Here is a 22319-nt window from a genome sequence, read left to right as displayed (position 1 = left end):
TAGCAAAAAGCGATTGGGGATACAAAAAGAGGTCCTGAGCGCCTCAAACGGGTGGGGCCTCACAGTTACAGGTGCGCCTACAGCTGGAAGTAGGAGACGCCGCCTTCAAGGAGCGGCTGGAAGGTGTCGCCAGGGATATTCTGGTAGCACCCCTTGCTCACACGCTCGGTGTGTCCCATCTTGCCTAGGATACGGCCGTCGGGACTCGTGATGCCTTCGATTGCCAGGTAGGAGCCGTTCGGGTTGTACTTCAGGTCGTAGGAGGGGCTGCCCTCATCGTCGACGTACTGGGTTGCGATCTGACCGGTGTCCTTCAGCTGCTTCAGCACCTCGTCGGAGGCTACGAATCTGCCCTCACCGTGGCTGATTGCGACGCGGTGAAGGTCACCGACCTTGCACTTGCTGAACCAGACCGACTTGTTTGAGGCGACGCGGGTGGTCACGATCTTGGACTGGTGGCGACCGATAGGGTTGAAGGTCAGCGTCGGGCTCGCGCTCGTGGCATCCACGATGTCACCGTAGGGGACGAGACCCAGTTTGATCAGAGCCTGGAAGCCGTTGCAGATACCGAGGATCAGGCCGTCACGTTTCTGGAGCAGGTCACGCACCGCCTCGGTGATCGCAGGGTTCCTGAAGAAGGCACAGATAAGCTTTGCAGAGCCCTCAGGCTCGTCGCCACCGGAGAAGCCGCCCGGGATCATCAGAATCTGGCTCGCATTGATCGCCTCTACGAGGGCATTGACGGACTCGGTGACCTCTTCAGGCTCGAGGTTTTTGATTACGAGGGAGTAGGGGATGGCACCCGCACGTCTCCAGGCACGCTCAGAGTCGAACTCGCAGTTGGTGCCTGGGAAGACCGGGATAATGACACGAGGTTTTCCGAAGTCCTTGCCGGTAGCCTGCAGGCGATAGGTCGCGTGCTTATCAGTCGTATAGCTTACGGTCTCGAGTTTGGGGCCTGCGACGGTGCCACGGTAGGGGTAGACGCCCTCGAGCGGCTCCTCCCAGGCTTCCTGCAGCTCAGCGAGATCAAGGGTCTCATTGCAAGCCTTGAACGTATAGTCACTGGTCACGGTACCGAGCAGCGCTACGGTGACGCCTTCGGGTGCCTCCGGTACTTCGTAGTCGTCGTTGAGCTCGACGATGAAGGAGCCGTAGACCGGGGTGAAGAGGCTCTCCTGCGTGAAGACATCTTCGACAGCGATGCCGAGCTTGTTGCCGACGCACATCTTGAAGAGCACCTCAGCGGCCCCGCCGTAGCCCGGTGTGGCGATTGCGCGGATTGCCTTATCGGCGATCAGACGGTGGACGTAGTCGTAGGCCTCTTTGAGCGCGGTGGCATCGGGGACAATCCCGTCGGAGTTATAAGAGGGGACTACCGCGCAGACGCGGTCGCTGGCCTGCTTGAACTCAGGGCTCACGATCGAGTCGGTTGTACCGAGGCCCACTGCGAAGGAGACAAGCGTAGGTGGCACGTCGAGGTTCTCGAAGGAGCCGGACATGGAGTCCTTGCCGCCGATCGAGGCGATACCCAGATCGACCTGTGCCATCAGTGTGCCCAAGAGGGCTGCCGTGGGTTTGCCCCAGCGGGCAGGGTCCTTGCGCAGGCGCTCGAAGTACTCCTGGAAGGTGAGGTACATCTGTTTGTGGTCAAAGCCGGTGGCGACCAGCTTGGAGATGGATTCCACTACGGAGAGGTAGGCGCCGCGAAACTGGTCTTGCTCCATCAGATAGGGGTTGAATCCCCAGGCCATGCCTGAGCAGGTCGCGGTCTCACCCTTGACCGGGAGCTTTGCCACCATCGCCTGTGCCGGGGTCAACTGGGTCTTTCCACCGAAGGGCATCAGCACGCTGCTTGCACCGATCGTGGAGTCAAAGTGCTCAGCTAGACCCTTGTTAGAGGCGACGTTGAGGTCGCTCACGAGTGAGAGCATCTTCTCGTGCAGGTCGGAGCCAGACCACTCGCGGTGATAGGGCTTCTGCTTCTCAACGTGGACCGTCTGGTACTTCGGGGCGCCGTTGGAGTTCAGGAACTCACGGGAGATATCGACGACTGTGTCGCCGCGCCACACCATCTTCATGCGCGGCTCTTTCGTCACACGAGCGACGACGGTGGCCTCCAGGTTCTCTTCGTGTGCGATGTTCAGGAATTTGTCTACATCCTCCGGTGCGAGGGCGACGGCCATACGCTCCTGAGATTCGGAGATCGCAAGCTCGGTGCCGTCAAGACCCTCATATTTCTTGGGAACGCGATCGAGGTCGATATAAAGTCCGTCGGCGAGTTCGCCGATTGCCACCGAGACGCCGCCGGCGCCGAAGTCGTTGCAGCGCTTGATGAGGCGGCAGGCATCCTTTCTGCGGAAGAGGCGCTGAAGTTTACGTTCGACCGGAGCGTTGCCTTTCTGTACCTCAGCCCCATCCTGTGACAGGGACTCTTTGTTGTGTGCCTTGGAGGAGCCGGTGGCGCCGCCGATACCGTCACGGCCGGTTCTGCCGCCGAGCAGGATGATCTTATCACCCGGTTCAGGCGTCTCACGTCTGACGTGGTCACGAGGGGTTGCGCCTACGACGGCACCGATCTCCATACGCTTGGCAACATAGCCCGGGTGGTAGAGCTCGCTCACCTGTCCGGTTGCCAGGCCGATCTGGTTGCCATAGCTGGAGTAGCCCTGAGCAGCGCTGCGGCAGATCTTGCGCTGGGGCAGCTTGCCCTGGAGGGTCTTCGAGACGCTCTCGGTTGGGTCTCCCGCGCCGGTGACGCGCATCGCCTGGTAGACGTAGCTTCTGCCGGAAAGCGGGTCGCGGATTGCGCCGCCGATACAGGTGGCGGCACCGCCGAAGGGCTCGATCTCGGTTGGGTGGTTGTGCGTCTCATTCTTGAAGAGGAAGAGCCAGTCCTCGTCGTGGCCGTCGACATCCACGGTGCACTTCACGGTGCAGGCGTTGATCTCCTCGGACTCATCCTGTGCGGTGAGGATGCCTTTTGCCTTCAGATACTTGGCGCCGAGGGTACCCATATCCATTAGACTGACCGGCTTCTTCTTGCGCTTAAGCTCTTTGCGCATTGTAAGGTACTTGTCGTACGCCTCCTGAACCATATCGTCGTCGATCGTGACGGAATCCAGATTGGTGTTGAAAGTTGTGTGGCGGCAGTGGTCTGACCAATAGGTATCGATCATCTTGACCTCAGTGATAGTCGGGACTCTGCCCTCTTTTGCGAAGTACTGCTGGCAGAAGGTGATATCAGCCAGATCCATCGCTAAGCCGCGATCGTCGATAAACTGCTGCAGCTGCTCCTGCGTACGATCAAGGAAGCCCTCCAGGTGCTCCACCGGCTTCGGAGTGGGGTAGGTGGTCTTGAGCGTCCTCTTCTTATCGAGGGAAGTCTCGCGGGCTTCAACCGGGTTAATTACGTAGTTTTTGATTGCAGCGAGGTCCTTGTCGGAGAGGTTGCCCTCGAGGATGTAGACCCTTGCGAAACGCACCAGCGGCCGGTCCTTCTGGCTGATCAGCTGGATGCACTGGCTTGCAGAGTCTGCGCGCTGATCGAACTGGCCGGGAAGTGACTCAACGGCGAAGACGATTGCGCCATCGGGATAGGTGGGCATCTCTTCCAGCGTCACGTTGTCGACTTCAGGCTCGCTGAAGACCACGGGTGTACAGGCATCGAAGAGCTCTTTGGAGATGCCTTCCACATCGTAGCGGTTGATGATACGCAGACCGGTGAGGCCCTTAATGGACAACATATGTCGTAATTCATGGGAGAGTGCCTTTGCCTCTCCGTTAAAGCCGTCCTTCTTCTCTACGTAGATACGCTGAACCATACGCCCTACCTTCCGAGTGGTATTTCGGCACACAACCTCATTTTAAACAAACTATTCAGATCGGATACATCCGATAGGCAGGGTGTTGCCAATATTGTCTAAAAGTTCTCTTTTGGGGCCTATGGGCGGGAAAGCCTGTACTGATCCTGCCCAATAGAACGGATACCCATAAAATGTGGAGAAACAATACGTCTGAACTTTTTTGCTCAAATTGAACCTATTCAGGGTGAAATATCCTAGTATTGAACTCACGACAAAAGAATTGAACTTTATCGGATACGAAATTGAACTCTCAAGGAGGGATTTCATGGCACAGGAGGTACAGACCCAGGAAGCGGTCCCCTATGAGCACTTTGCACAGCGTCTGCAGGATGCACTGACGCGCAACGGGCTTAAACAGGTCGACGTCGTCCGGGCTGCACAGCGCACAGGCGTCAAGTTAGGGAAGAGCAAGCTCAGCCAATACGTGTCAGGCAAATCATTTCCGAGAAAAGAGACACTCAACTTTTTAGCACAGACACTTTCAGTCACACCTGATTGGCTCACCGGAAAGGAATCCAAGACCATGAATACAGCCACTGCAGAACCTGTTACGCAGGAGCAGACAAGTATGTCAACACGAGAATTCAGAAAGTCCCACAAGCTCGACAACGTGCTGTACGACGTCCGCGGTCCGGTCGTCGATGAAGCTAACCGGATGGAAGATGAGGGTACACACGTGCTGAAACTCAACATCGGCAACCCGGCTCCGTTTGGTTTCAGAGCCCCGGATGAGGTCGTCTACGATATGCGCCGTCAGCTCACCGAGTGCGAGGGCTACTCTGCTAGCCGTGGCCTCTTCAGCGCCCGCAAGGCCATCATGCAGTATGATCAGCTGAAGGGCCTGCCGAATGTCGATATGAACGACATCTACACCGGCAACGGCGTCTCTGAACTCATCAACCTGACGATGCAGGCACTGCTCGATGACGGGGATGAGATTCTGATCCCGAGCCCGGACTACCCGCTGTGGACCGCCTGTGCAACGCTCGCCGGTGGTCACGTGGTGCACTACCTGTGCGATGAGCAGGCACACTGGTATCCGGACCTTGAGGATATCAAGAAGAAGATCACTCCGCGCACCAAGGCCATCGTCATCATCAACCCTAACAACCCGACCGGCGTGCTTTACCCGAAGGAGGTCTTGGAGGACATCGTCGAGGTCGCCCGTGAGCACCAGCTCATGATCCTCTCCGATGAGATCTATGACCGCCTCGTTATGGATGGCAAGAAGCACATCTCCATCGCAAGCCTGGCGCCGGATCTCTTCTGCGTAACGTACTCCGGCCTCTCGAAATCCCACATGATCGCCGGCTACCGCATCGGATGGATGACGATGTCAGGCAATAAGGACTGCGCACGCGACTTCATGCAGGGCATCAACATGCTCTCCAACATGCGCCTGTGCTCCAATGTGCCGGCCCAGTCCATCGTCCAGACGGCCCTTGGCGGACATCAGTCTGTGAACGACTACATCGTGCCGGGTGGCCGTGTGTATGAGCAGAGGAACTTCGTCTACGATGCCTTGAACAACATCGACGGTGTCGAAGCTGTGAAACCGGATGCTGCCTTCTACATCTTCCCGAAGCTCGATCCGAAGAAGTTCCATATCACGGACGACGAGAAGTTTGCGCTCGACCTGCTGCGCCAGAAGAAGGTGCTGATCGTCCACGGCAAGGGCTTCAACTGGGAGACGCCAGGGTACTTCCGTATCGTCTACCTGCCCCGCATCGAGACGCTGCGCGAGGCTATGGGGAAGATCACCAGCTTCCTGAGCTACTACCACCAGTAAGCAGACCGGCAGATTCTGCAGAGACATTCAGATGCGCTGCGCTCCGAAGAGGGGCGTGGCGCTCCTCTGCCATCTCCCGTGTTCTCCGTTGGGGCAGACAAGCTGGGGCAGCTCGGGCATCTCGTTGTTGCCCATGATGGAACGAAGCATCGCTGCAAAGCCTTTGGGGTCTCCGATCTGATACTGCATATGGTTGTAGCCCTCGAAGACTGGGAAGTGCCCTTCCGGCCAGGCCTGCATGATAGCATCTCTGCACTTGAAGTGGCCCTTCTTGCTATTGAATTCTCAGAACGTGTGGTGATGGAGCTCTTCCGGAAGCTGCGGGAAGGGCTTGTCCTCGAGGGAGCCTCCCATCATGCGGCACATATTTCGGTAAGGGAGGGCTTCTCTTGTCTCTGTGAAGTAGGGCCTGATAGCATCATTGTCGCACCGCATGATGTGCTTGAGCGGGCCTCCCTGTGATCAATAGAGGTTCTTTATCAAAAGCGCCGTAAAACCCCTGCCTTTAGCCATGGGGATATAAGGCGCATCGCCGCAAGGCGCTAACTACCTGCAGGTGGCATAATGTCCGCATGGAATACAAGAGCAACAATAATGTCGTCTACAGCTGCAAGTACCACGCGGTCTTCTGCCCCAAGTACAGGCGCAAGGTGCTGGTGGACGGAATGGAGGTGCGCTTCAGGCAGATAGCCGGCCAAGTTGCAGACGAGCTCTCCTTCGAGATCATCGAGATAAAGGCCATGCCGGACCACGCCCACATGCTTTTGGAGGTGGATCCCCAGCTCGGGATACACAAGGCCGTAAAGCGCATCAAGGGAAGGACGAGCCACGACCTGAGACAGGAGTTCTCCTGGCTCAAAACCTGCATCCCTGCGCTGTGGACCAATAGCTACTTCGTCTCCACCGTGGGCGGCGCACCGCTTCCCATCGTCAAGCAGTACCTCGAGAACCAGAAGAGCGTGTAGCAATGGAAAAGGCGTTCGAGTACCGGATATATCCCAGCCAAGCTCAGAAGGTCCAGCTTGCAAAGACTTTCGGCTGCTGCCGCTGGGTCTACAACAGGGTTCTTACTCTGCGCAAAGACGAATACGCCCAGAATAGCAAGATGCACTTGATCAACTTCTCTATCACGCAGATCCCGCTTTGGAAGAGGACAGAAGCCCCCCCCTGGCTCAGACAAGCCGACGCCCTGGCATTGCAGCAGGCGCCCTGAGACCTCGACAAGGCGTACAAGAACTTCTTCCACAATCCCAAAAAGACCGGCTTCCCCAGGTTCAAGGCCAAATCCTGCGCCCGGCAGAGCTAGCGGACCAACAATGTAGAGATAGCGGACAACGCTCATGTGAAGCTTCCCAAGCTAGGAATGGTGAGAGCCCGCATCTCAAGGCCGCTTGAGGGCAGGGTGCTCTCTGCTACCGTCAAGCGTACGCCGACGTATAAGTATTTCGTCACCATCTGCTGCACCGATTGCCCAAGGCCCGACATTCCCGAAGGGCCCATCAACGCTCTGGGCGTGGACGCGGGAACCTACTACCTCATGGCCCGCTCGGACGGGGCGGCCGTCGCCAACCCCAGGAGCCTTACCAAGTCCGAAAAGAGGCTCACGCGGGAGCAAAGGAGGCTCTCGAGGAAGAAGAGAGACTCCAGAAAGTACGCCAGACAGCGCATGAAGGTCGCCCGCATACACGAAAGGATAGCCAACCAGAGAAAGGACGCCCCGCACAAGGCCACGACAGCGGCGCTGCGCGAGAGCCAAGCCATCGCCGTCGAAGACCTGGACGTCAAGGGTATGGAGCAAAACTGCCGGCTGACCAAGTCCGTCGCGGACGCCTCCATGTCGGAAATGATCCGCCAGTTGGAGTAGAAGTGCTCCTGGTACAGGCGGGCCTTCGTGAAGGTCGGCAGACTCTACCCGTCAAGCAAGACCTGTCCTGCGTGCGGGGCGCACCACGACCGCGCGCTGGCCGCGGCTCTGAACATCGCGCGGGAGGGAGCGAGGCTCCTGAAGGAGGGAGACGGTACCGCAGGGCCTGCGAGAACGGGGGACGCGCAGACGCCCCGAACGCTCGTGGAGCAGGCGTAAGACCGATCGCCGCGCAAGCGGAGGTGAGGCTATCTGCCAAGAAGCGAGAATCCCCCCGGCCTTTAGCCGTGGGGAGCGTCAACGCAAGATAGAGGAAGGAGCACATGAGGTGGCGTGTGTTGCGTCCGATCTGTGTGAACTGTCCGCTATCGAAGAACACATGGCTCATGGATGCCTTGCCATGTGCCAGGAAGTGACCGCCAGGTCTGTGCCGAGCGAGGATGCCACGACAAGTTCGAGATGCGCTATACCCTTGCCTGTAAGAAAGCGCTCGACCTGTTCCACTTCGTCTGTATTGCTTTCATAGCGCTGGCCTGGGCAATAGGCTGTGGCTGTCGGCAGGATGCAGAAGTAGTCGTCTTCCAGATGATGTGTGACAGCCTCACTGCATTTGCCTGTGATGTCCATAGCATGGAAGAAGAGGACAGGACTTTTCGGATTTCCCAGCATCTCGAAGAGCATGAGCTGCCTCTTGGACAATATGGATTGACGTTGACTATATGTTAGCCATACCTTACTCAATAGGGCACTAGTAGCGCTCGGATGCAGTTCATCTGGCTGAATGGGGCAGAGAAGGCAGAAGATGCAGAGACGGCGAAGGGATGAGGGGTACAGAGTTAGAAGGTCTGTACCAGCCTCGATGTCAGAACTAGTGCGTTTGGGACCCCGGACAAAAAGTCGGACCAGCTGGTTTGGAATCGGAGTCCGGGATATATACCAAAGAAGAGCGCAAGGGAATTGCTCTGGGAGTTTTACGAAAGCGGCCTGTTGACTGGGGAGGTCTGTCGCACACTGCGCCTGCTTGCCCAGCACAAGCGTTCTGTGCGGTTGGCTGCCCATGGAGAAGGCGGGCCTGTACACGGCAGCAAAGATACCCGACAGGCTCTCGCGCATGTACTGTACCCACGGACAGGGCAGTCCCAACTATGGGTACGGCTGACATGATATGCTCGCCGTGACAGCGCATGTCCAAGACGGCAGGCAGACCGCATCAGATACCGATAGGTACCCCGTGCACACCACATGGCGCGCCTTCGCCGTAAGCTGTCCGACGATTTGGCCGAGAGAGCCTAGATGAGCGAAGTCAAGCTCGTAGAGGCATTGGCGGTACTGGATACCCTAAAAGCAGCAGACCCTGGCTTTTTAACGAGCCCGGAGAAGTCCAGGGCAGGTCCAGGCAGCGAGGCAGGTGAGTGCGGCGGTGAGGCTCACTGAGGTGTGTGGAACGCTTCTCGATCGCGAAGAGTACCTACCTCAACCAGGAGACCCGAGTCCCGGGTGGCAAGGATTGAGCTGTAAGCTTTTGGTGGATAGGAGGACACCAGCAACTGGTGACAAGTATCCTTTGCCCAGATGCTCACCCAACACCACCTGTAGCTTTAAGCCATGAGATGTCAGTGAGTGCAAGTAAGGCAGAAGAAGGCAAAGTCGAAGTCGAAGCTTCCCAGGCAGTATATAGATGAGTAGCACTTAAAGGCTACCAGTGCTGCGACAAGGCCAGGCAGGCAGACCTAAAGAGAAGCATCAGGGCGTGCACCAAAAAGCTTGAGGTCTATGACAAGACCTTAGATGAGTGGATCACCAAATACGAAAAGATCAGGAAAGCTCACCTAAGCCAGGGCCGAAGAACAAAAAGGAACTCGAAAACGACATGGAGTGGCTACAGTGAAAGGGACAATCCCATGAGAGACTGAGGCGCTTGGGAAGGGGGCCGCAATGGCGGACCTCAAGCACTCCAGGAAGTTCTCAGGAGAGTTCAAGCGCCAGATCGCTGAGTTTAACGACAATAACAAGAGCCTGCCCAGAGATAGGCGCCAACAACGACATCGCCAACTCGACCCATGCCTCAAACAACCACACACCTAAGCAGGAGTGTACCCTCAATCTTATAAGGAAGAACAAGCACCTTAAAGATGGAGCTCGACATTTTAAGGACGGCTGTGCTGATAGTCGCACTGAGGTAGCCGCGACAGCGGAAAGTGCCGGACTCTATCTGCTTATCAGCTCTATGTAAGCTGCTCGTCGCCCTGAGGTCGACCTACTGCAGGCTTGCGCGGCACACCCGGACCTGAGAAGCACAGGGACCTCTCGTCGGCGCCGTCGAGGAAAGAAGTACCGGGTACCACAGCACCCAGAGCACAAGGGGGCACTGGCCAAGTGCAGGATCTGCTCCAGCAGCAGGCACCTCGCCGCAGCCATAAGGGAGTGTGACCTCGAGTCTGCCACACCAAGGCGAAGTTCAAGCACGCACCCTTATAGAGGGGCAAGGGGAGCCAAGAGATGGAGGAGATATGCTTCTATCCTGAACGCGGATGGTCTATCTCCCGAAGAGTGAGCCGCTGTATTTCACGATCGAGCGGCAGGCAAGGGCTACGGATGCAAGCAGGACCGCGGTGAGGGCAAAGTCCAAGATATCTGCAAGAGGTACAAGCAGCATGAGAGCAGGTCCCAGAAACATGACAGGGATGCCTTCGGCAGCAAGCGGGTGCCCGGACTCGCGGGCAAGTACGGGACATACCTCTTCAGGCACATTGACCGTATGGTAGCCGTGGAGCAGACGTACTGACCCGGTCTTCATCTGCCACGCTGCCATGCCCAGGATCAAAGCACCGACGATGATGCAGACAATGCAGGCGGCAACTATGTTCTCTATTGCAATCTCCTTGAGAAGACTTCCAGATGGAAAAGATTCTAATGGAAAGAGTCACACAGGGGCAGATGCCTCTGTGCGACTTCTGGAGAGGAGATAAGATCCAAGTCGCTGGACCTTATGCTGTAGCTTCTGCCTTCTTGCTTGAAGGAAGGCTGTAGGCTTCGCCTCCGTTGTAGACCTCTTCGTCGACGAGGCCTTCGGTGCGAGCAACGAGAAGCGATGCCTCTGCAGCACCCACGACGTTCGTAGCGGTACGGCCCATATCGACGATGGAGGAGATAGGGGCAACGAGGGCAATAGTCTCGACGGGGAGGCCGAGCGCTGCGAGAAGGGCTGTTGCTGTGATCGTGGCCGTGCCCGGGACGCCGACCGTGCCGATGGAGACGACGAGGGTGAGAAGGACTAAGAGGACATACTGGCCGGGCGTGAAGGCAGTGCCGGTGGCATTCAGGGCAAAGAGGGAGACAAGTGTCGGCCACATGCCAGCGCAGCCGGGCATGCCGAGGTTCGCGCCAAGGCCTGCTGTGAAGGAGGCAACATCCTCATCCACGCCGAGATTCTTCGTAAGGGAGGAGATGGTGACGGGAATTGTGCCGACAGAGCTCTGGGTCGTGAAGGCAGTCACCGCAGCAGGTGCGATGCCACGGAAGAAACGGGCAGGGCTGAGCTTGCCGATGAAGGCGACAAAGGCGCTCTCGACGCCGAAGAACTGGAGGGCAAGGATTACGTAGGCAACGACGAGGACACCGAGGAGAGGCAGGAGCTGCGTGATGTCAGCGCGACCCACGGCGCGGCCGATGAGAGAGACCACGGCATACGGCGTGAAAGAGACGATCCAGCTCACGGCGTTGCCGAGGATGGAGTTCGTGGCGTCAACGAAGGCCTTAAAGGGTTTCACATCGACAGCCTTCTCAGACAGTGCCTCCTTCTGCTTCTGGACGAGACGGTTATAGGCGGCAGCGACGATCAGGGCAAAGACGATGATAGGGACAACTGCGTTGTTCGTCCAAGATGTGGCGAGGTTCTGCGGGAAGAGACCGACGATCGTGTCTGTGACGGAAGGCACAGTCTTTGCCTCATAGCTTACGGCGTCAAGCGAGAAACCCTGGCCGATGTGGAGCGGAAGCGCGATGAGAAGGGTCAGAAGCGTCGCCGTCAGCGTGTTCAGGAGCAGGAACAGGACGGACTTCCAGCCGATGGCCTTGATGTGCACGAGGTCTGCCAAATTCGTTATGGACGCGATGATGGAGAAGAAGAGCAGCGGCACGACCATTGCGGAGATCACGTTTGCATAGATGGTGCCGACAAGGGCGTAGTACGTATAGGATTGGCCGAAGGCAAGACCGAGGCCAATGCCAAAAGCCGTCGCCAGAAGGACACGAGCGCCAAAGCCCCAATGGCGCTTTCGCTTCAGATAGGCAAGCACGGCGAAGAGACCAGCAGCCACGGCAAGTGCGGTAAACGAGAGTGCATCGAATTCCATAATTTATCCTTTCGCTCCAAGAAGAAGGCAGGTCCTTGATGGACCTGCCCGAAGCATTGCCATACATGAGTGTCAGATATCACGCCTGACATCGCGTACAGGTTCCGGACAGGCTTGCCTTCGTGACACAGCGCATGCATGCACAGCGCATCATATTCTGCATCCCTGCCATGTCTGTCTTCTCCTTCCAGCTTCTAATCCCTACCCGAACACTTGGTGTTTGATAGTAAAGCGCTTGTGCAGAGAGAATGCAAGCATTAATTCCGAGCAATTTGGTAGGAAATATACTGGCAACATTTTTCAGGGCAGAAATCAGCAGCAGAAGCGCAGGTAAGACAGGATATCTGGCGCAATCTCTCGAGGATCTATGATCGTGTGAAGAAGATGATAGGAGAGGAGATTGCACTATAGAACGCACCTTGGCGAAGAGGCTGGCTGCTGTGACAGGAGAGTTCTATGCTGCTGAGGCTGCATCGTTTTCCAAGCCCCACCAGAATTCCTGGGAAGGCTGGAAAAAGATTGTAGAGCTTCTGGCTGTGGAAGGCAGGCACGAGCTCCGTGTCACGGATATCGCCTCCGGAAACCTGCGCTTCGGCCGCTTCCTGGCGCAGATACTGCCAGATGTCCGGATTGCATATGAGGCTATCGACTCTTGCCGTCCTCTCATAGATGAAGAAAGGCTTCCCCAGAACATCTTGGCACACTGCTATGTACACGATATCGTGGACGGTCTTCTGAATGAGGGAGACATGCTGCCGCAAAGGCTCGCGCCTGCAGATCTTGTGGCCTGTTTCGGCTTCCTGCATCATGTACCGGGAGGGGAGCCGCGCCTGCATCTTGTGCAGAAGCTAGTGGACGCAGCAGCGCCTGGAGGCCATCATCGCGCTTGCCCTCTGGCGTTTCGCAGAAGATCCGGCAAGCGCTAGGGAAACGATGATCAATTCGGCTCGATGAGGTCAGTGAAGCCGCATGCTGCGTGCCCTCCTCGCACATCTGGAGGGCCTTCTAGAAGACTACGATCGGCATCTTTGTGCCTTTGGACTTGAGATCGCACCAGGAGATAGGTGCAGCCTTATCGCGCCTGAGATCGGCCGCCACCGACTCGAAAGCCGAAGGTAGCTCGCCCCGAAGGAGAGCCTCACGCGCTTCCTGAGGGCCTCCTTCGCATCGATCTGAGCCCTGTCAATATAATGGACAGAGAAATCTCAGATTTTTTATGCGGTCTGCATCGCCTTTGGATCGGGACGCAAGGCCTCTCTCGAGGCGCTCGAAGAACTCCTGCATCACCTCTGCCGGTACGCGATCTCCTATGGACTTATGCGGGCGGAAGCGGTTGTAGTATGACTCGATTAAACTCGTGTGCCTTGTGCTTGGTCGTGGATGCGTCCGAGAGGCGCTTGTGGTAGTACCATTCGTTCTTGAGCGTGGCGAAGAAGGATTCGGCTACAGCGTTGTCGTGGCAGCTTCCGGTTCTCCCCACGGAGAGCCTCACGTCGGGTACGGCTGAGCAGGCGGCCAGCTTTGAGCTTATGTACTGGCTGCCTGGGCTGCTTAGAATATGGCCCCTTTGGCCACGTATCCGCGCGAATATGCCATCTTCAGGGCAAAGACGACAAGGCCTGCCCTCATGTTGTCCTGTATGCTTCAGCCCACCACCATGTGTGTGCACAGATCGTGTGCGACGGTAAGATATATAAAGCCTGCCGTGGTCCTGCGATAGGTTGTATCGCCCACGAGCTTGGCTGTCGGAACAGGACACGAAAAGCCGCGCCGGGTGAGGTCGGGGCGCTCGGGGGTATCAGGTGCGGGCAGTATCGTTCTCTTGGAGGCATTGGATCAGATGCCGCAGATGCCCAAGCTTAGCCATGCACCTTCGCACACGGTAGCGGGTCGTGCCTGTAAATTTTGCGTAACTTCGGATCTCCTGTGAGCTTGGCCCAGACCTTGCGAAAGCTAAAGCGCCTGTCGCTTTCCTCCCATATCGCGCAGATGGCCTCCTTGATAGGACCCCACGAGTCCTCACCGCCTTTGGCCTTGAGCCATCTGTAGAAGCCGGACCTGCTCACCTCCAGTACGCGCTCCATCATCGAGACGCTGTAGGTTGCCCTCTTCTCCAGCATGAGCTAAAACCTGTCCTTCAACAGAGGCTTCCGGCGAAGAAGGCTGCCTCTTTTTAGGAACTTATTTTCGCTTTCGAGCTCGTGTATGCGCCTGTTCACTGCGTCGAGCTGCTTGTGCTCGTCGGTCCTTTCCTGGGTCACCCTTTTGGTCTTTGAGTGCTTGATGATCCAGTCGTTTAAGGTCTTGCCGTTGGCCTCAAGCTTCGCGGCGCATCCTTTGATGCTCTTCTTCGGGTTGGCCTTACGTGCCTTCCTGTAGTAGTCGATAGCCTCAAGGCAATACTTCCTCAGTGTAGTGTTTGGGTGTTTCCGACTTCGTGCGGGACTTTGCCTTCTCTATCTCGCTTGCGCTTACCGACATCTCATCTCTTCAATCTGCTGGTGTTGGTAGGTGGGTATCTGGACAGAGCATATCTGTTGTTAGTCCCTGAATCCCACTGTCCACCAAAAGATTACAGCTCACTCCTTGACGCCGAGGTCGACGCCGACCGACGGTCTGCCCCGAACGGGGGCCGGGACGCCACCCGGCCTCTCGACCGAAAGCGAGGCGTACCACCGTCCCGCCCTCCGGGAGATCGTCATGCGCGTGACCTTCGCGTCGCCGACGCGCCGCGCGACGTCCTCGAAGCAGTGGACGCGCCCGACGCGCGGGAGCTTGAGCGCCTTGGGGTCGCCGTCGATCGGGCCGAAGGAGCCTGTGGTGTACGAGTAGGAGGGCGCAGCCCCGTCCTTGGTCTTGAACCTTGGGAAGCCCGCGCGCCGCCCCTTGCGCTCGCCCGCCTTGGACGCGGAGTAGTTCTTGAGGGCGCGGCCGAGTGATTCCAGGCCGGCGTTGTAGGCCTCTTTGCTGTTCTCGCGCCACCAGGGGGCAAGCCCGTCCTTGCCGGCGTTCCACCACCTGCGCAGGGAGCAATAGGACCAATCGGGCCTCTTTCCGGCCTCGATCTGGGATTTCACGTGAGCGAGGGCCGCGTTGTACGCGAACCGCGCAGCGCCGGCGTGGGACAGCAGCGCCCTCTCCTGGCGCGGCGTGGGGTCGAGGGCCACCTTCATGGCCTCAAGCATCGTCGGCCGCCTTCATGGCCGCCTGGGCCTTGTGCTTGGCCACCCGCCTTCCGTAGAGCCGGGCGCAGAAGGACGTGAGCACCTCGGTCATGTCGCGCACCAGGTCGTCGTCGCGCTCGGTGTCGTCCACCACCACGACGCGGCGGCCCTGCGCCGAAAGGGCGCTCTCGATCAGGCCCGCGTTCATCCGCGCCAGGCGGTCGCGGTGCTCGACGATGATCGTCCCCACGGTCGGGTCCGCGAGAAGGCGGTTCAGCTTGCGCCTGCGCTCGTTCATGCCGCTTCCGGTCTCCTTGACGACCTCGGGGTGCTCGACTCCCATGCCGATTGCGAACGCCTTGAGTCGGTCCGCCTGCCTCTGCAGGTCGTCCTTTTGGTCGCCCGACGAGACGCGGGCGTAGCAGACCGTCCTACCCGACGGGGCTTTCGCTTCGTTCCTCTCGTATTTGGGGTCGTGTATGAGGATGATCCCCGTCGAGGTCTTCTCGAAGGGCACGGGCATCCGCCCCTCACGGCACCACTTCCATACTGTCTGGACGTTCAATCCTTCTCTTTTTGCCCATTCGCTTGCTCTCATGGATAAATCATACCATACGATAACAAGCTATTACAAGCATTTACCTATACTGCTGGTAGCCCTCGTTATGGTTTGCAAGCCCTACCAGATTGAGGGCGTCATGGGCGAGCTTGGAGCTGCCCTTTTGGGCAAAGCCCTCGTCTCAATCGTGGCAGGCTGGGATTTCGCGCGCTACGAGAGCATGCTTCCCGCAGATACCCGCTTCCAGTCCGTTATGCCCAACATGCCTGCCATGGTGAGAGAAGGCGTGCTCCTCTTCGGGGAGAAGACGAGCCTCGAGAAAGATGAGCGTCAGGGCCTTATGGATCTCTTCTCGACTGTAGGCGTTGTCGAGGAGATGCTGAGTGCCCTTATGGTGGCAGCTGGTATGGGCATGGGCTGCACTCCGCCTTCGTTGACCTCATAATCGAGGCCTACGCCGATGCAGCCGTGAAGTACGGCGTGCCGCGCGCCCAGGCCTATGCACTCGTTGCACAGATGGTCAAAGGCTCTATTGTCTTGGTACTCAAGACGAGGGAACAGCCGGGAGTGCTCAAGGATGCAGTCTGCTTGCCGGGTGGCACAACGATCCGGCGCGTCTGCTCCCTTGAAGCGGATGGCTTCCGTGCTGGCTGTATCCATTCGATCGATACAATCCTCGAGTAGTGGAACACAGTGCCAGAGACAGTGGAACGGCACAGGGAGTAGCTCCCTGTGCCGTTTTTCATGAGAATGGAAGTTCTGTCAGGAGGCGGAAGGTGTTGTCTTATCCTGCCAAATATTGTCCGGAACGAGCTTGTGGCTTCTGGCATAGAAGATGAGTGCCACGCAGGCAGCAGCACAGACCATGCCGCAGAAGGGTGAGGCTTCGATACCGAAGAGGGGGTCGTAGGCAAAGCCAGCCTGCGGCGCTGTTCCAGCAGCGAGGCCGAAGAGCGCGAATGGGGTCGTGACGCCGGAGTTCGGAAGACCGAAGAGTACGGCCTGCGTGAAGTTCCAGGCCGTGTGGCAGCCAAATGCTGACCAGGGGCTGCGGAGCTTCGCCACAAGCAGGCAGAAGAAGGTGCCGATCAGGAAGATATTGAGGCAGGACACGAGGCTCGCTCCTTGGTTCGTGAGGTGGAGAAGGGCAAAGAGGGCAGAGGTCAGGACGATAGAAAGAGTGGAGCTTCCGCAGGTCCTGAGCGTGCGCTCGTAGAGATAGCAGCGGACGGCAAGCTCTTCTGCCGATGCCTGGATGAAGACGCAGACGAAGACAAGGATGAGGCCCAGGGCGTCTGTCCCTATGAAAGAGAGATGGATCGAGCCGGAAAGGGCTGCAGCAAGGACGCAGATGCCATTGAGCGCACAGCCAAGGCCCAAACCGAGGACAAAGTGCCTCAAGGTATTGCTGCCGTAGTGCGGGCCCAAAATCCCAAGAATCGGTCGCGAAGTCTTGGAGTGTGCTAGATAGAGGAGGAAAGCTGCCCATATGCCAACAGGGGCAAGATAGCGGCCAGCGGTATAGACGATGCTCGTCCATGAGATGCTGTAGCCTGCACCCTGTACAGGAAGGCCAAGTGCTGCCGGACCTTCTCCCGTAAGGGCATCCCACATGAGGTGTATGCCGTCTTTTGCCATGAGACCGTAGAGGGCGCTTATGAGTGCAGAGGTCAGGACAGCGCCGACGAGACTTCCTGCGATGATGAGAGCGATGGTCCAGAGATAACTGCCGGCCAGACTGAGGATATCCCGGAGAGAGATGCGCCTGTTCATGAGAGACTCCTATCTTTTAGTTGTCGCATTTGAGAGCTGAGTATCGAATGCTTTCAGATGCAATACAGCATCTGGCAGGGAGTGTTGCCGACATGTCAGCTGAGGCTACAAGACCTCGCGAAGGAGAGTGGTATCCTACCCCATCTAGAGCAGGCCGCAAATGAGCTAGATGAGGAATTTCACATCTTGTTACCTTTTTAGGAGGTTGCGGTTCTACTAACGAAGGAGGTCAGGATGATCTATGCAGGTGAGAACATCGAAAAGATAGACTACCTAATCGCAGCGGTGAACGAACGCGGAGAAGAGCTTGGCCAAGCCAATGGGCTTTAAGAACTCAGCTCAAGGCTTTGAGCGTGCCGCAAGCTGGCTTAAAGGGGGTAGGTGAGGAAGCCGAAGGGCGTGGTTGTCGGCATGAAGGCCACAGGCCACTGCTGGATGGCCTGCTTATGCTAGCGGCTGTCTCGCGACTATGCGGTCTGTATCATCAACCCCTATGCAGGCCAGAGCCGTCTGCAGACTCAAGGGACTTCCCGGCGTCAAGAACGATCGGGCGGACAGCCGCCTTATAGCAAAGACCCTTACGCATAGGGGGATTCGACACAACCAAACTCGCCAGCGACGAAGTGCAGTCACTGCGCACGCTCTCGCGCTACCTGCAGTCACTTAAAGCGAAGCTTTGAGATAAAGACCCAGTGCATCTGTCTTATGGACTCCTACTTCCCCGAGCTCGACGGTATCTTCTCGAACATGTTCTCCCAAGGTACCAGGGTTGTGCTCTCAAAGTCCCTCTTGCCCTTCAAGCTCAAACACAAAAGACAAGACTTGCTTACCCAAGACATCCAAGGGGCCTCAAGGCGAGAAGAGAGGGCCGCACGTACCAAGGCACCAGTGGGCATTGCGCTGGGACAGGAGGCCGCATCGTTTCAGGTGCGCTCCCTCGTGCACCAGATGGACTTGCTAGACGAGGAGTGTGCCAAGGTATAAAAGCTCGTGGGCGAGCTTCTCGAGAAGGTCGAGCCCCTTATCTTGGCCATCCCTGCCATCTCCTACACAGGGCTGAGCTCACAGGTGAGCCAGTCGGGCAGGTTCGACAGCACGGGCAACCCCATCACCAAGCGTGGCTCGCCCTACCTCAGAAGGGCAATCTGGCTTGCGGCCAGCAGAGCCTGCCGGTGTGACTTGAAGCTTAAAGCCTTCTTACGACAAGAAACGCCACGAGGGAAAGCCTCATAGGGTGGCTGTGACGGCTATAGCAAGGAAGCTGTGCCATATCGTCTTTTTCTGTCATGCGTGGCCAGGCTCCCTGCGATCCTGATCGCTAGAAGCGGTCTCCATAAGCATTCGATATTCAACTCTCAAGGTGCAGCTCTTACTTGCAAAAACTTTGACCCTGTTAGACCATTGTAGATATAGGGAAGCGAAAAGATGTCACGGGGTCACCCTACAATCGGGTTCGACTAAGAAACCGACCTGAAGAAGACCCCGCATGCTCGACACGATACGACAACTAGCAAAGTAGCTGACCTGCGAGGAGAAGGTTGCACTTACCGCCGGCCTCAAGCAGATGATAGCCGAGAAGCTAACATAGCAGGCCGACAAGTCCGCCACATGCCCGCAGTTCACCAAGCGCGGGTGCTCACTCACAGCAGGGACAGGCAAGCTGCTCGCGCAGTCGAAGTTAGCAGTATCCCAGTGGATGGAGCTTACCCAGTGCCTAGCTGGCAGGCTCACGCTGTACAGGTGTGAGAAGAGATGCGGCGGGTGAGTGTACAGCGTCTAGTTCATGCGCCAGCACGCATGTGAGGCGATAGCGTTAAGGCTTAAGTTGTTGTACGCCGTCGGCAAACACTTCGCAAAGAGCCTAGCCGACCACCATGGGGCAGGCTCATTCGAGACAGTGCTCCCTCAAGCAGCGCAGTGCCCACAGCATCTGTGTGCGGGGGCTCTCTAACCTACAGCTCTGCGTTGTCTACGGCGTAGACAAGCTCGGTGCGACGGTAAGGGCCAATATGCAAGCGGCCTGGTCAACCTCGGCGCAGTGCACGTCACAGGTCAACTCCATGCACTTGCGGCTTAAGCACTTCATGGATCGCATCCGCAAGGTCTCGACCAAGCATCTCTAACACTACCCAGAAGTGGTTCTGCTACAAGGAGCAGTTCCGAAGATCGAACGGCTATAAGCGCGAGCAGATCTACAGGCACAAGTGAGACGGCGTCTACCACACTACCCAGAGAGGCTATATAGGTATGCCGATTGTGTTCCCTAAGTACTGGGAGCAGGCGACATGACCTCATACCCACAGTGGTCTAACAGAGTCAAAACTTTTGTGCTGGGAATCTATCTTTTGAGTCTTGACTTCATATAGCTGGCCTACTCGTTCGGCGTGAGCTCAAGGTAGCTCCTACCAACCTCGGAGCCTCCGTAGTCGGCCATGTTGGTCGTCAGGCCATAGTCCTTCTCACCCTTGCGGGTGAGAAGGACGAGCGCAGTGTTGGAGTAGGCCTTCGCGTTGTCGATGACATCCTGCGCGTAGGTGAACTGGGGCAGCTCATAGAGGTCCCAGCCGGTGCCGACGAAGCCCTTTCTTCCGAAGGGAGAGTGCGCTCTCGTCGTAGAAGGGCTCGAAGGTCTGAGCGGCCCCACCATGATTCTTATGATGGCAGTCGTGATCCTCATGGTCATCCGCTTCAGCCTCGTGATCAAGAGCCTCTTCGTCGGTGGGATATCGGTAGCCTATGTCATGGCGCTCAGAGCCGTGCAGGGCTTCATCTGCGTCTTCACGGTGCTTATGGAGTACGAGCTCCTGATCAACTGGAGGCTTGCAGCAGAGCGCGATACGGCACGGCATGTCTTGGCAGAGCGCCAGTGCCTCGCGAGCTGTCAGACAGTGGATGCTATCAACATGCGCATGTATGATATCTGCCACAAAGTGTTTGGGACACTCTCCGATGCAGGCACCGAGTTCGGCAAGGAGACAGCTGCGCCCCTGCGCGAGGTCAGCGTGTAGGATGCGGTCGTACACACCGGAAATGAGACACTCGATATCGTGCTCTCGGAGAAGCTGCTCATCTGCCAGGACAAGGGCATTACCTTGAGCTGCATCGCGGATGGCGCTGCCTTGAATCTCATGGTGGGGGATGATATCTATACCCTCATGGGATCAGCCCTCGACGAGACGATAGTGGCCTCTTCTGTTGCCGAAGATGCACAGCGTCGATCGATCTCGGCCGTCTGTCGGCGCGCGATGGGGACGACCTCGGTGTATGTCGAGTTCTGGGGAAAGACGGACTTTACCGATAAAGCCATCCCCCTCATTACTAGGCGCTACGGCGGGATGCTTTCCCGCGTGGCAGGGGAGGGCAAGTTCCGAATCGACCTTTTCTTCGAGGAGTCAGAAGAGAGCACGAAATAGATTTCCTAATCGACACAGAAAAAGGGAGGGCCCCTACGGACCCTCCCTGAAAGTCTATGTTTCTGTTTTCTCCTACATCGGCATCGTCGGTGCGATGAAGGTACGGGTCAGGTACTTCTGATCGAGGTTGTAGAGGCCCTGCGGCGTGCCGGCGAAGAGCTTGTAGTCGCTGATCATGTCGCGGGCGTTCGTCTCCTCTTCGCCCTGCTCCTTTACGAACCAATCGAGCATCTGCATGGTCCTGAAGTCGTGAATCTCATAGGCTGTGGCATAGCACTCGTTGATGGCCGAGGTGATGTACTCCTCGTGCTTGAGGCCAGCCTCCATCGGCTCGAGGTCGTTTACATACTTGTTCGTTGGCTTATCGATAGCTTCGAGGGTGACCTCGGCATCGTTATCCAGCAGATAGCGGCGCAGGATCTTTGCGTGGGCAACCTCCTCCTGGACTTGGATCATATACCAGTTTGCATAGCCCTTGAGGTTCCTGTCCTCATAGTAGTCTGCGAAGGTCAGATAGAGATAGGCGGAATAGAGCTCCTTGTTGACCTGCTTGTTTAGGATGTCTGTAACCTTTTTGTTCAATGCCATAGCCGGACCCCTCTCGTTCGCTTTTCTGCATTGCATGGGTTGTTCTACCCCGCAGGTCCCGTAATCATTGCGGGATGCGGCCAAATGGAGAAAGCTACACCATACCATCATAGTTCCTGAAAAATGGCGGCGGGAGAGGAAGAGGTATGCATGATGTCTTGACGAGATGGGCGGTTCTGTAGCTGGGAGCTGCTACGATGCTTCTGGAGCCATCTGGAAGGGGAATCTTGTGGGACTCCAGCTGCTTGCATCCGATATGGATGGAACACTCTTGACATCTGCCAAAACCGTGTCAGGCCTGATCTGGAAGGCACTTGGTCGTCTTGCGGGCAGAGGATGACCTTGGCGCTCTGCGCAGAGAGAAACACCGTCGAGGCGCTCTGATCTCTCGGCGATACAACGGGGCCCATCCGCTATGGCGTCCTTGCGTCAGGTGCTTTGACCTATGACTTCGAGACGAAGGAGACGTTCGATACATATTCCATTGATGCTTTGGCAGCAAGCGAGATTGTGAAGGCTGCAAAAGCAGAGCAGGTGATGGTGGTGCTCTTCTATCCAGATGTCTGCATCTGTAGAGCCGAGGATGCGGAACACATGGACCTCTTCCATATGAGTGTCTATCAGAGCATCTACCACTTTGAGGACGATCTCATATGACGTGGCTGCCGGTTTTGAGACACGGATTGTAAGAGTGGCAATGTCAAAGACGACAAGGAAGACCTACAGCCCGCAGTTCAAGATGAAGGTAGCGCTTGAGGTCGAAAAGGAGCAGGAGACGCTCTCCCCGGTAGCAGCGAAGCACGGCGAGAGTCCGTCGCTAGCGGCCAGCTGAAAAGACGAGCTGCTGGCGGGCTCCGACGACATATTCGGCAAGGCAAGAACGAAACGCGCAAGCAAGGAGCAGGCGAAGGTATGACGATGCTCTCAAGACGATCAGGCAGCTTTAGC

At 57.2% G+C, this 22319-nt stretch carries 29 protein-coding genes; 16 read left to right on the top strand and 13 right to left on the bottom strand.

The features are described 5' to 3' along the window. Positions 1-77: 77 nt before the first annotated feature. Positions 78-3824: a phosphoribosylformylglycinamidine synthase gene (locus J4859_RS13085; RefSeq protein ID WP_212330404.1), complete on the bottom strand. Its 3747-nt coding sequence runs from the start codon at positions 3822-3824 to the stop codon at positions 78-80. A gap of 307 nt (positions 3825-4131) precedes the next feature. Between J4859_RS13085 and J4859_RS13080 the strand changes: the two genes are divergently transcribed. Then, positions 4132-5655, top strand: coding sequence for an aminotransferase class I/II-fold pyridoxal phosphate-dependent enzyme (locus J4859_RS13080; RefSeq protein ID WP_305852668.1), 1524 nt, complete (start codon positions 4132-4134; stop codon positions 5653-5655). A 27-nt stretch (positions 5656-5682) separates the two neighbouring features. Here the strand turns inward: J4859_RS13080 and J4859_RS13075 are convergent, their stop codons facing one another. Continuing rightward, positions 5683-5895, bottom strand: a complete 213-nt coding sequence (locus J4859_RS13075; protein ID WP_212330402.1) for a hypothetical protein — start codon at positions 5893-5895, stop codon at positions 5683-5685. A gap of 45 nt (positions 5896-5940) precedes the next feature. Beyond that, a complete protein-coding gene (locus tag J4859_RS13070) occupies positions 5941-6090 on the bottom strand; it encodes a hypothetical protein (RefSeq protein ID WP_212330400.1) in 150 nt (49 codons plus the stop codon). Between the two features lie 137 nt (positions 6091-6227). Between J4859_RS13070 and tnpA the strand changes: the two genes are divergently transcribed. The 3 genes from tnpA to J4859_RS13055 all read left to right on the top strand — a co-directional run bounded on the left by tnpA (position 6228) and on the right by J4859_RS13055 (position 7519). Next, positions 6228-6620 carry an IS200/IS605 family transposase gene (tnpA, locus tag J4859_RS13065; RefSeq protein ID WP_212330398.1) on the top strand — a complete coding sequence of 131 codons (393 nt, stop codon included), beginning with the start codon at positions 6228-6230 and terminating at the stop codon, positions 6618-6620. 2 nt (positions 6621-6622) lie between these two features. After that, the gene (locus J4859_RS13060; RefSeq protein WP_212330396.1) at positions 6623-6868 is read left to right on the top strand and encodes a helix-turn-helix domain-containing protein; all 246 of its coding nucleotides are present in this window, start codon (positions 6623-6625) and stop codon (positions 6866-6868) included. A 111-nt stretch (positions 6869-6979) separates the two neighbouring features. Next, positions 6980-7519, top strand: coding sequence for a transposase (locus J4859_RS13055; protein WP_256436886.1), 540 nt, complete (start codon positions 6980-6982; stop codon positions 7517-7519). 384 nt (positions 7520-7903) lie between these two features. On the opposite strand, the gene J4859_RS13050 is transcribed toward J4859_RS13055, so the two are convergent. After that, the gene (locus J4859_RS13050; protein WP_212330392.1) at positions 7904-8200 is read right to left on the bottom strand and encodes a hypothetical protein; all 297 of its coding nucleotides are present in this window, start codon (positions 8198-8200) and stop codon (positions 7904-7906) included. Between the two features lie 612 nt (positions 8201-8812). On the opposite strand from J4859_RS13050, the gene J4859_RS13045 reads away from it, so the two are divergent. Both J4859_RS13045 and J4859_RS13040 read left to right on the top strand, forming a co-directional pair. Next, the gene (locus J4859_RS13045; RefSeq protein ID WP_212330390.1) at positions 8813-8953 is read left to right on the top strand and encodes a hypothetical protein; all 141 of its coding nucleotides are present in this window, start codon (positions 8813-8815) and stop codon (positions 8951-8953) included. Between the two features lie 501 nt (positions 8954-9454). Next, entirely contained in the window at positions 9455-9604 is a 150-nt protein-coding gene (locus tag J4859_RS13040) for a hypothetical protein (protein WP_212330388.1), read from the top strand. Positions 9605-10055: 451 nt separating this feature from the next. On the opposite strand, the gene J4859_RS13035 is transcribed toward J4859_RS13040, so the two are convergent. After that, the gene (locus tag J4859_RS13035; RefSeq protein ID WP_212330386.1) at positions 10056-10331 is read right to left on the bottom strand and encodes a hypothetical protein; all 276 of its coding nucleotides are present in this window, start codon (positions 10329-10331) and stop codon (positions 10056-10058) included. Between the two features lie 175 nt (positions 10332-10506). Then, positions 10507-11874 carry a dicarboxylate/amino acid:cation symporter gene (locus tag J4859_RS13030; protein ID WP_212330384.1) on the bottom strand — a complete coding sequence of 456 codons (1368 nt, stop codon included), beginning with the start codon at positions 11872-11874 and terminating at the stop codon, positions 10507-10509. 419 nt (positions 11875-12293) lie between these two features. On the opposite strand from J4859_RS13030, the gene J4859_RS13025 reads away from it, so the two are divergent. Next, the gene (locus J4859_RS13025; protein ID WP_212330382.1) at positions 12294-12800 is read left to right on the top strand and encodes a class I SAM-dependent methyltransferase; all 507 of its coding nucleotides are present in this window, start codon (positions 12294-12296) and stop codon (positions 12798-12800) included. Positions 12801-13189: 389 nt separating this feature from the next. Here the strand turns inward: J4859_RS13025 and J4859_RS13020 are convergent, their stop codons facing one another. From J4859_RS13020 to J4859_RS13005, 4 genes are all read right to left on the bottom strand, one after another. Then, complete coding sequence (locus J4859_RS13020) at positions 13190-13366, bottom strand: integrase core domain-containing protein (RefSeq protein WP_212330380.1); 177 nt, start codon at positions 13364-13366, stop codon at positions 13190-13192. A 367-nt stretch (positions 13367-13733) separates the two neighbouring features. Then, positions 13734-13994, bottom strand: a complete 261-nt coding sequence (locus tag J4859_RS13015) for a hypothetical protein (RefSeq protein ID WP_212330379.1) — start codon at positions 13992-13994, stop codon at positions 13734-13736. Positions 13995-14453: 459 nt separating this feature from the next. Next, the gene (locus J4859_RS13010) at positions 14454-15059 is read right to left on the bottom strand and encodes a helix-turn-helix domain-containing protein (protein ID WP_212330378.1); all 606 of its coding nucleotides are present in this window, start codon (positions 15057-15059) and stop codon (positions 14454-14456) included. Beyond that, positions 15052-15636: an IS607 family transposase gene (locus J4859_RS13005; protein WP_212330377.1), complete on the bottom strand. Its 585-nt coding sequence runs from the start codon at positions 15634-15636 to the stop codon at positions 15052-15054. The genes J4859_RS13010 and J4859_RS13005 overlap by 8 nt, the downstream gene beginning before the upstream one ends. A 67-nt stretch (positions 15637-15703) precedes the next feature. On the opposite strand from J4859_RS13005, the gene J4859_RS13000 reads away from it, so the two are divergent. Next, positions 15704-16042 (top strand): hypothetical protein, encoded by a 339-nt coding sequence (locus tag J4859_RS13000; protein ID WP_212330376.1) that lies wholly within the window; start codon positions 15704-15706, stop codon positions 16040-16042. A 23-nt stretch (positions 16043-16065) separates the two neighbouring features. Continuing rightward, complete coding sequence (locus J4859_RS12995; protein WP_249113648.1) at positions 16066-16281, top strand: pyrroline-5-carboxylate reductase dimerization domain-containing protein; 216 nt, start codon at positions 16066-16068, stop codon at positions 16279-16281. Between the two features lie 78 nt (positions 16282-16359). Here J4859_RS12995 and J4859_RS12990 read toward each other — a convergent pair whose 3' ends face one another. Beyond that, a complete protein-coding gene (locus tag J4859_RS12990) occupies positions 16360-17370 on the bottom strand; it encodes a CPBP family intramembrane glutamic endopeptidase (RefSeq protein WP_212330375.1) in 1011 nt (336 codons plus the stop codon). 705 nt (positions 17371-18075) lie between these two features. Here J4859_RS12990 and J4859_RS12985 point away from each other — a divergent pair. The 3 genes from J4859_RS12985 (at position 18076) to J4859_RS12975 (ending at position 19493) form a co-directional block, all read left to right on the top strand. Next, positions 18076-18354: a hypothetical protein gene (locus J4859_RS12985; protein ID WP_212330374.1), complete on the top strand. Its 279-nt coding sequence runs from the start codon at positions 18076-18078 to the stop codon at positions 18352-18354. A gap of 6 nt (positions 18355-18360) precedes the next feature. Further along, complete coding sequence (locus tag J4859_RS17920; protein WP_212330373.1) at positions 18361-18603, top strand: transposase; 243 nt, start codon at positions 18361-18363, stop codon at positions 18601-18603. 641 nt (positions 18604-19244) lie between these two features. Continuing rightward, positions 19245-19493: a hypothetical protein gene (locus J4859_RS12975; RefSeq protein ID WP_212330371.1), complete on the top strand. Its 249-nt coding sequence runs from the start codon at positions 19245-19247 to the stop codon at positions 19491-19493. Positions 19494-19741: 248 nt separating this feature from the next. Here J4859_RS12975 and J4859_RS12970 read toward each other — a convergent pair whose 3' ends face one another. Further along, the gene (locus tag J4859_RS12970) at positions 19742-20017 is read right to left on the bottom strand and encodes a hypothetical protein (RefSeq protein ID WP_212330369.1); all 276 of its coding nucleotides are present in this window, start codon (positions 20015-20017) and stop codon (positions 19742-19744) included. Between J4859_RS12970 and J4859_RS12965 the strand changes: the two genes are divergently transcribed. Next, positions 20016-20378, top strand: a complete 363-nt coding sequence (locus J4859_RS12965) for a hypothetical protein (RefSeq protein ID WP_212330367.1) — start codon at positions 20016-20018, stop codon at positions 20376-20378. The genes J4859_RS12970 and J4859_RS12965 overlap by 2 nt on opposite strands. Before the next feature lie 39 nt (positions 20379-20417). Then, the gene (locus J4859_RS12960; protein WP_212330366.1) at positions 20418-20783 is read left to right on the top strand and encodes a hypothetical protein; all 366 of its coding nucleotides are present in this window, start codon (positions 20418-20420) and stop codon (positions 20781-20783) included. A 72-nt stretch (positions 20784-20855) separates the two neighbouring features. On the opposite strand, the gene J4859_RS12955 is transcribed toward J4859_RS12960, so the two are convergent. Continuing rightward, the gene (locus J4859_RS12955; protein WP_212330365.1) at positions 20856-21371 is read right to left on the bottom strand and encodes a ferritin; all 516 of its coding nucleotides are present in this window, start codon (positions 21369-21371) and stop codon (positions 20856-20858) included. Between the two features lie 438 nt (positions 21372-21809). Between J4859_RS12955 and J4859_RS12950 the strand changes: the two genes are divergently transcribed. Together J4859_RS12950 and J4859_RS17150 are read left to right on the top strand one after the other, a co-directional pair. Next, the gene (locus J4859_RS12950) at positions 21810-22028 is read left to right on the top strand and encodes a hypothetical protein (protein ID WP_212330364.1); all 219 of its coding nucleotides are present in this window, start codon (positions 21810-21812) and stop codon (positions 22026-22028) included. Between the two features lie 40 nt (positions 22029-22068). Beyond that, positions 22069-22203 (top strand): hypothetical protein, encoded by a 135-nt coding sequence (locus J4859_RS17150; RefSeq protein ID WP_256436750.1) that lies wholly within the window; start codon positions 22069-22071, stop codon positions 22201-22203. Positions 22204-22319 lie beyond the last annotated feature (116 nt).

Source organism: Atopobium sp. oral taxon 416 (assembly GCF_018128285.1).
Lineage (GTDB): Bacteria > Actinomycetota > Coriobacteriia > Coriobacteriales > Atopobiaceae > Olsenella_L.
Note: the sequence above shows the minus strand (reverse complement) of the source record. Positions and strands in the feature narration are given on the sequence as shown.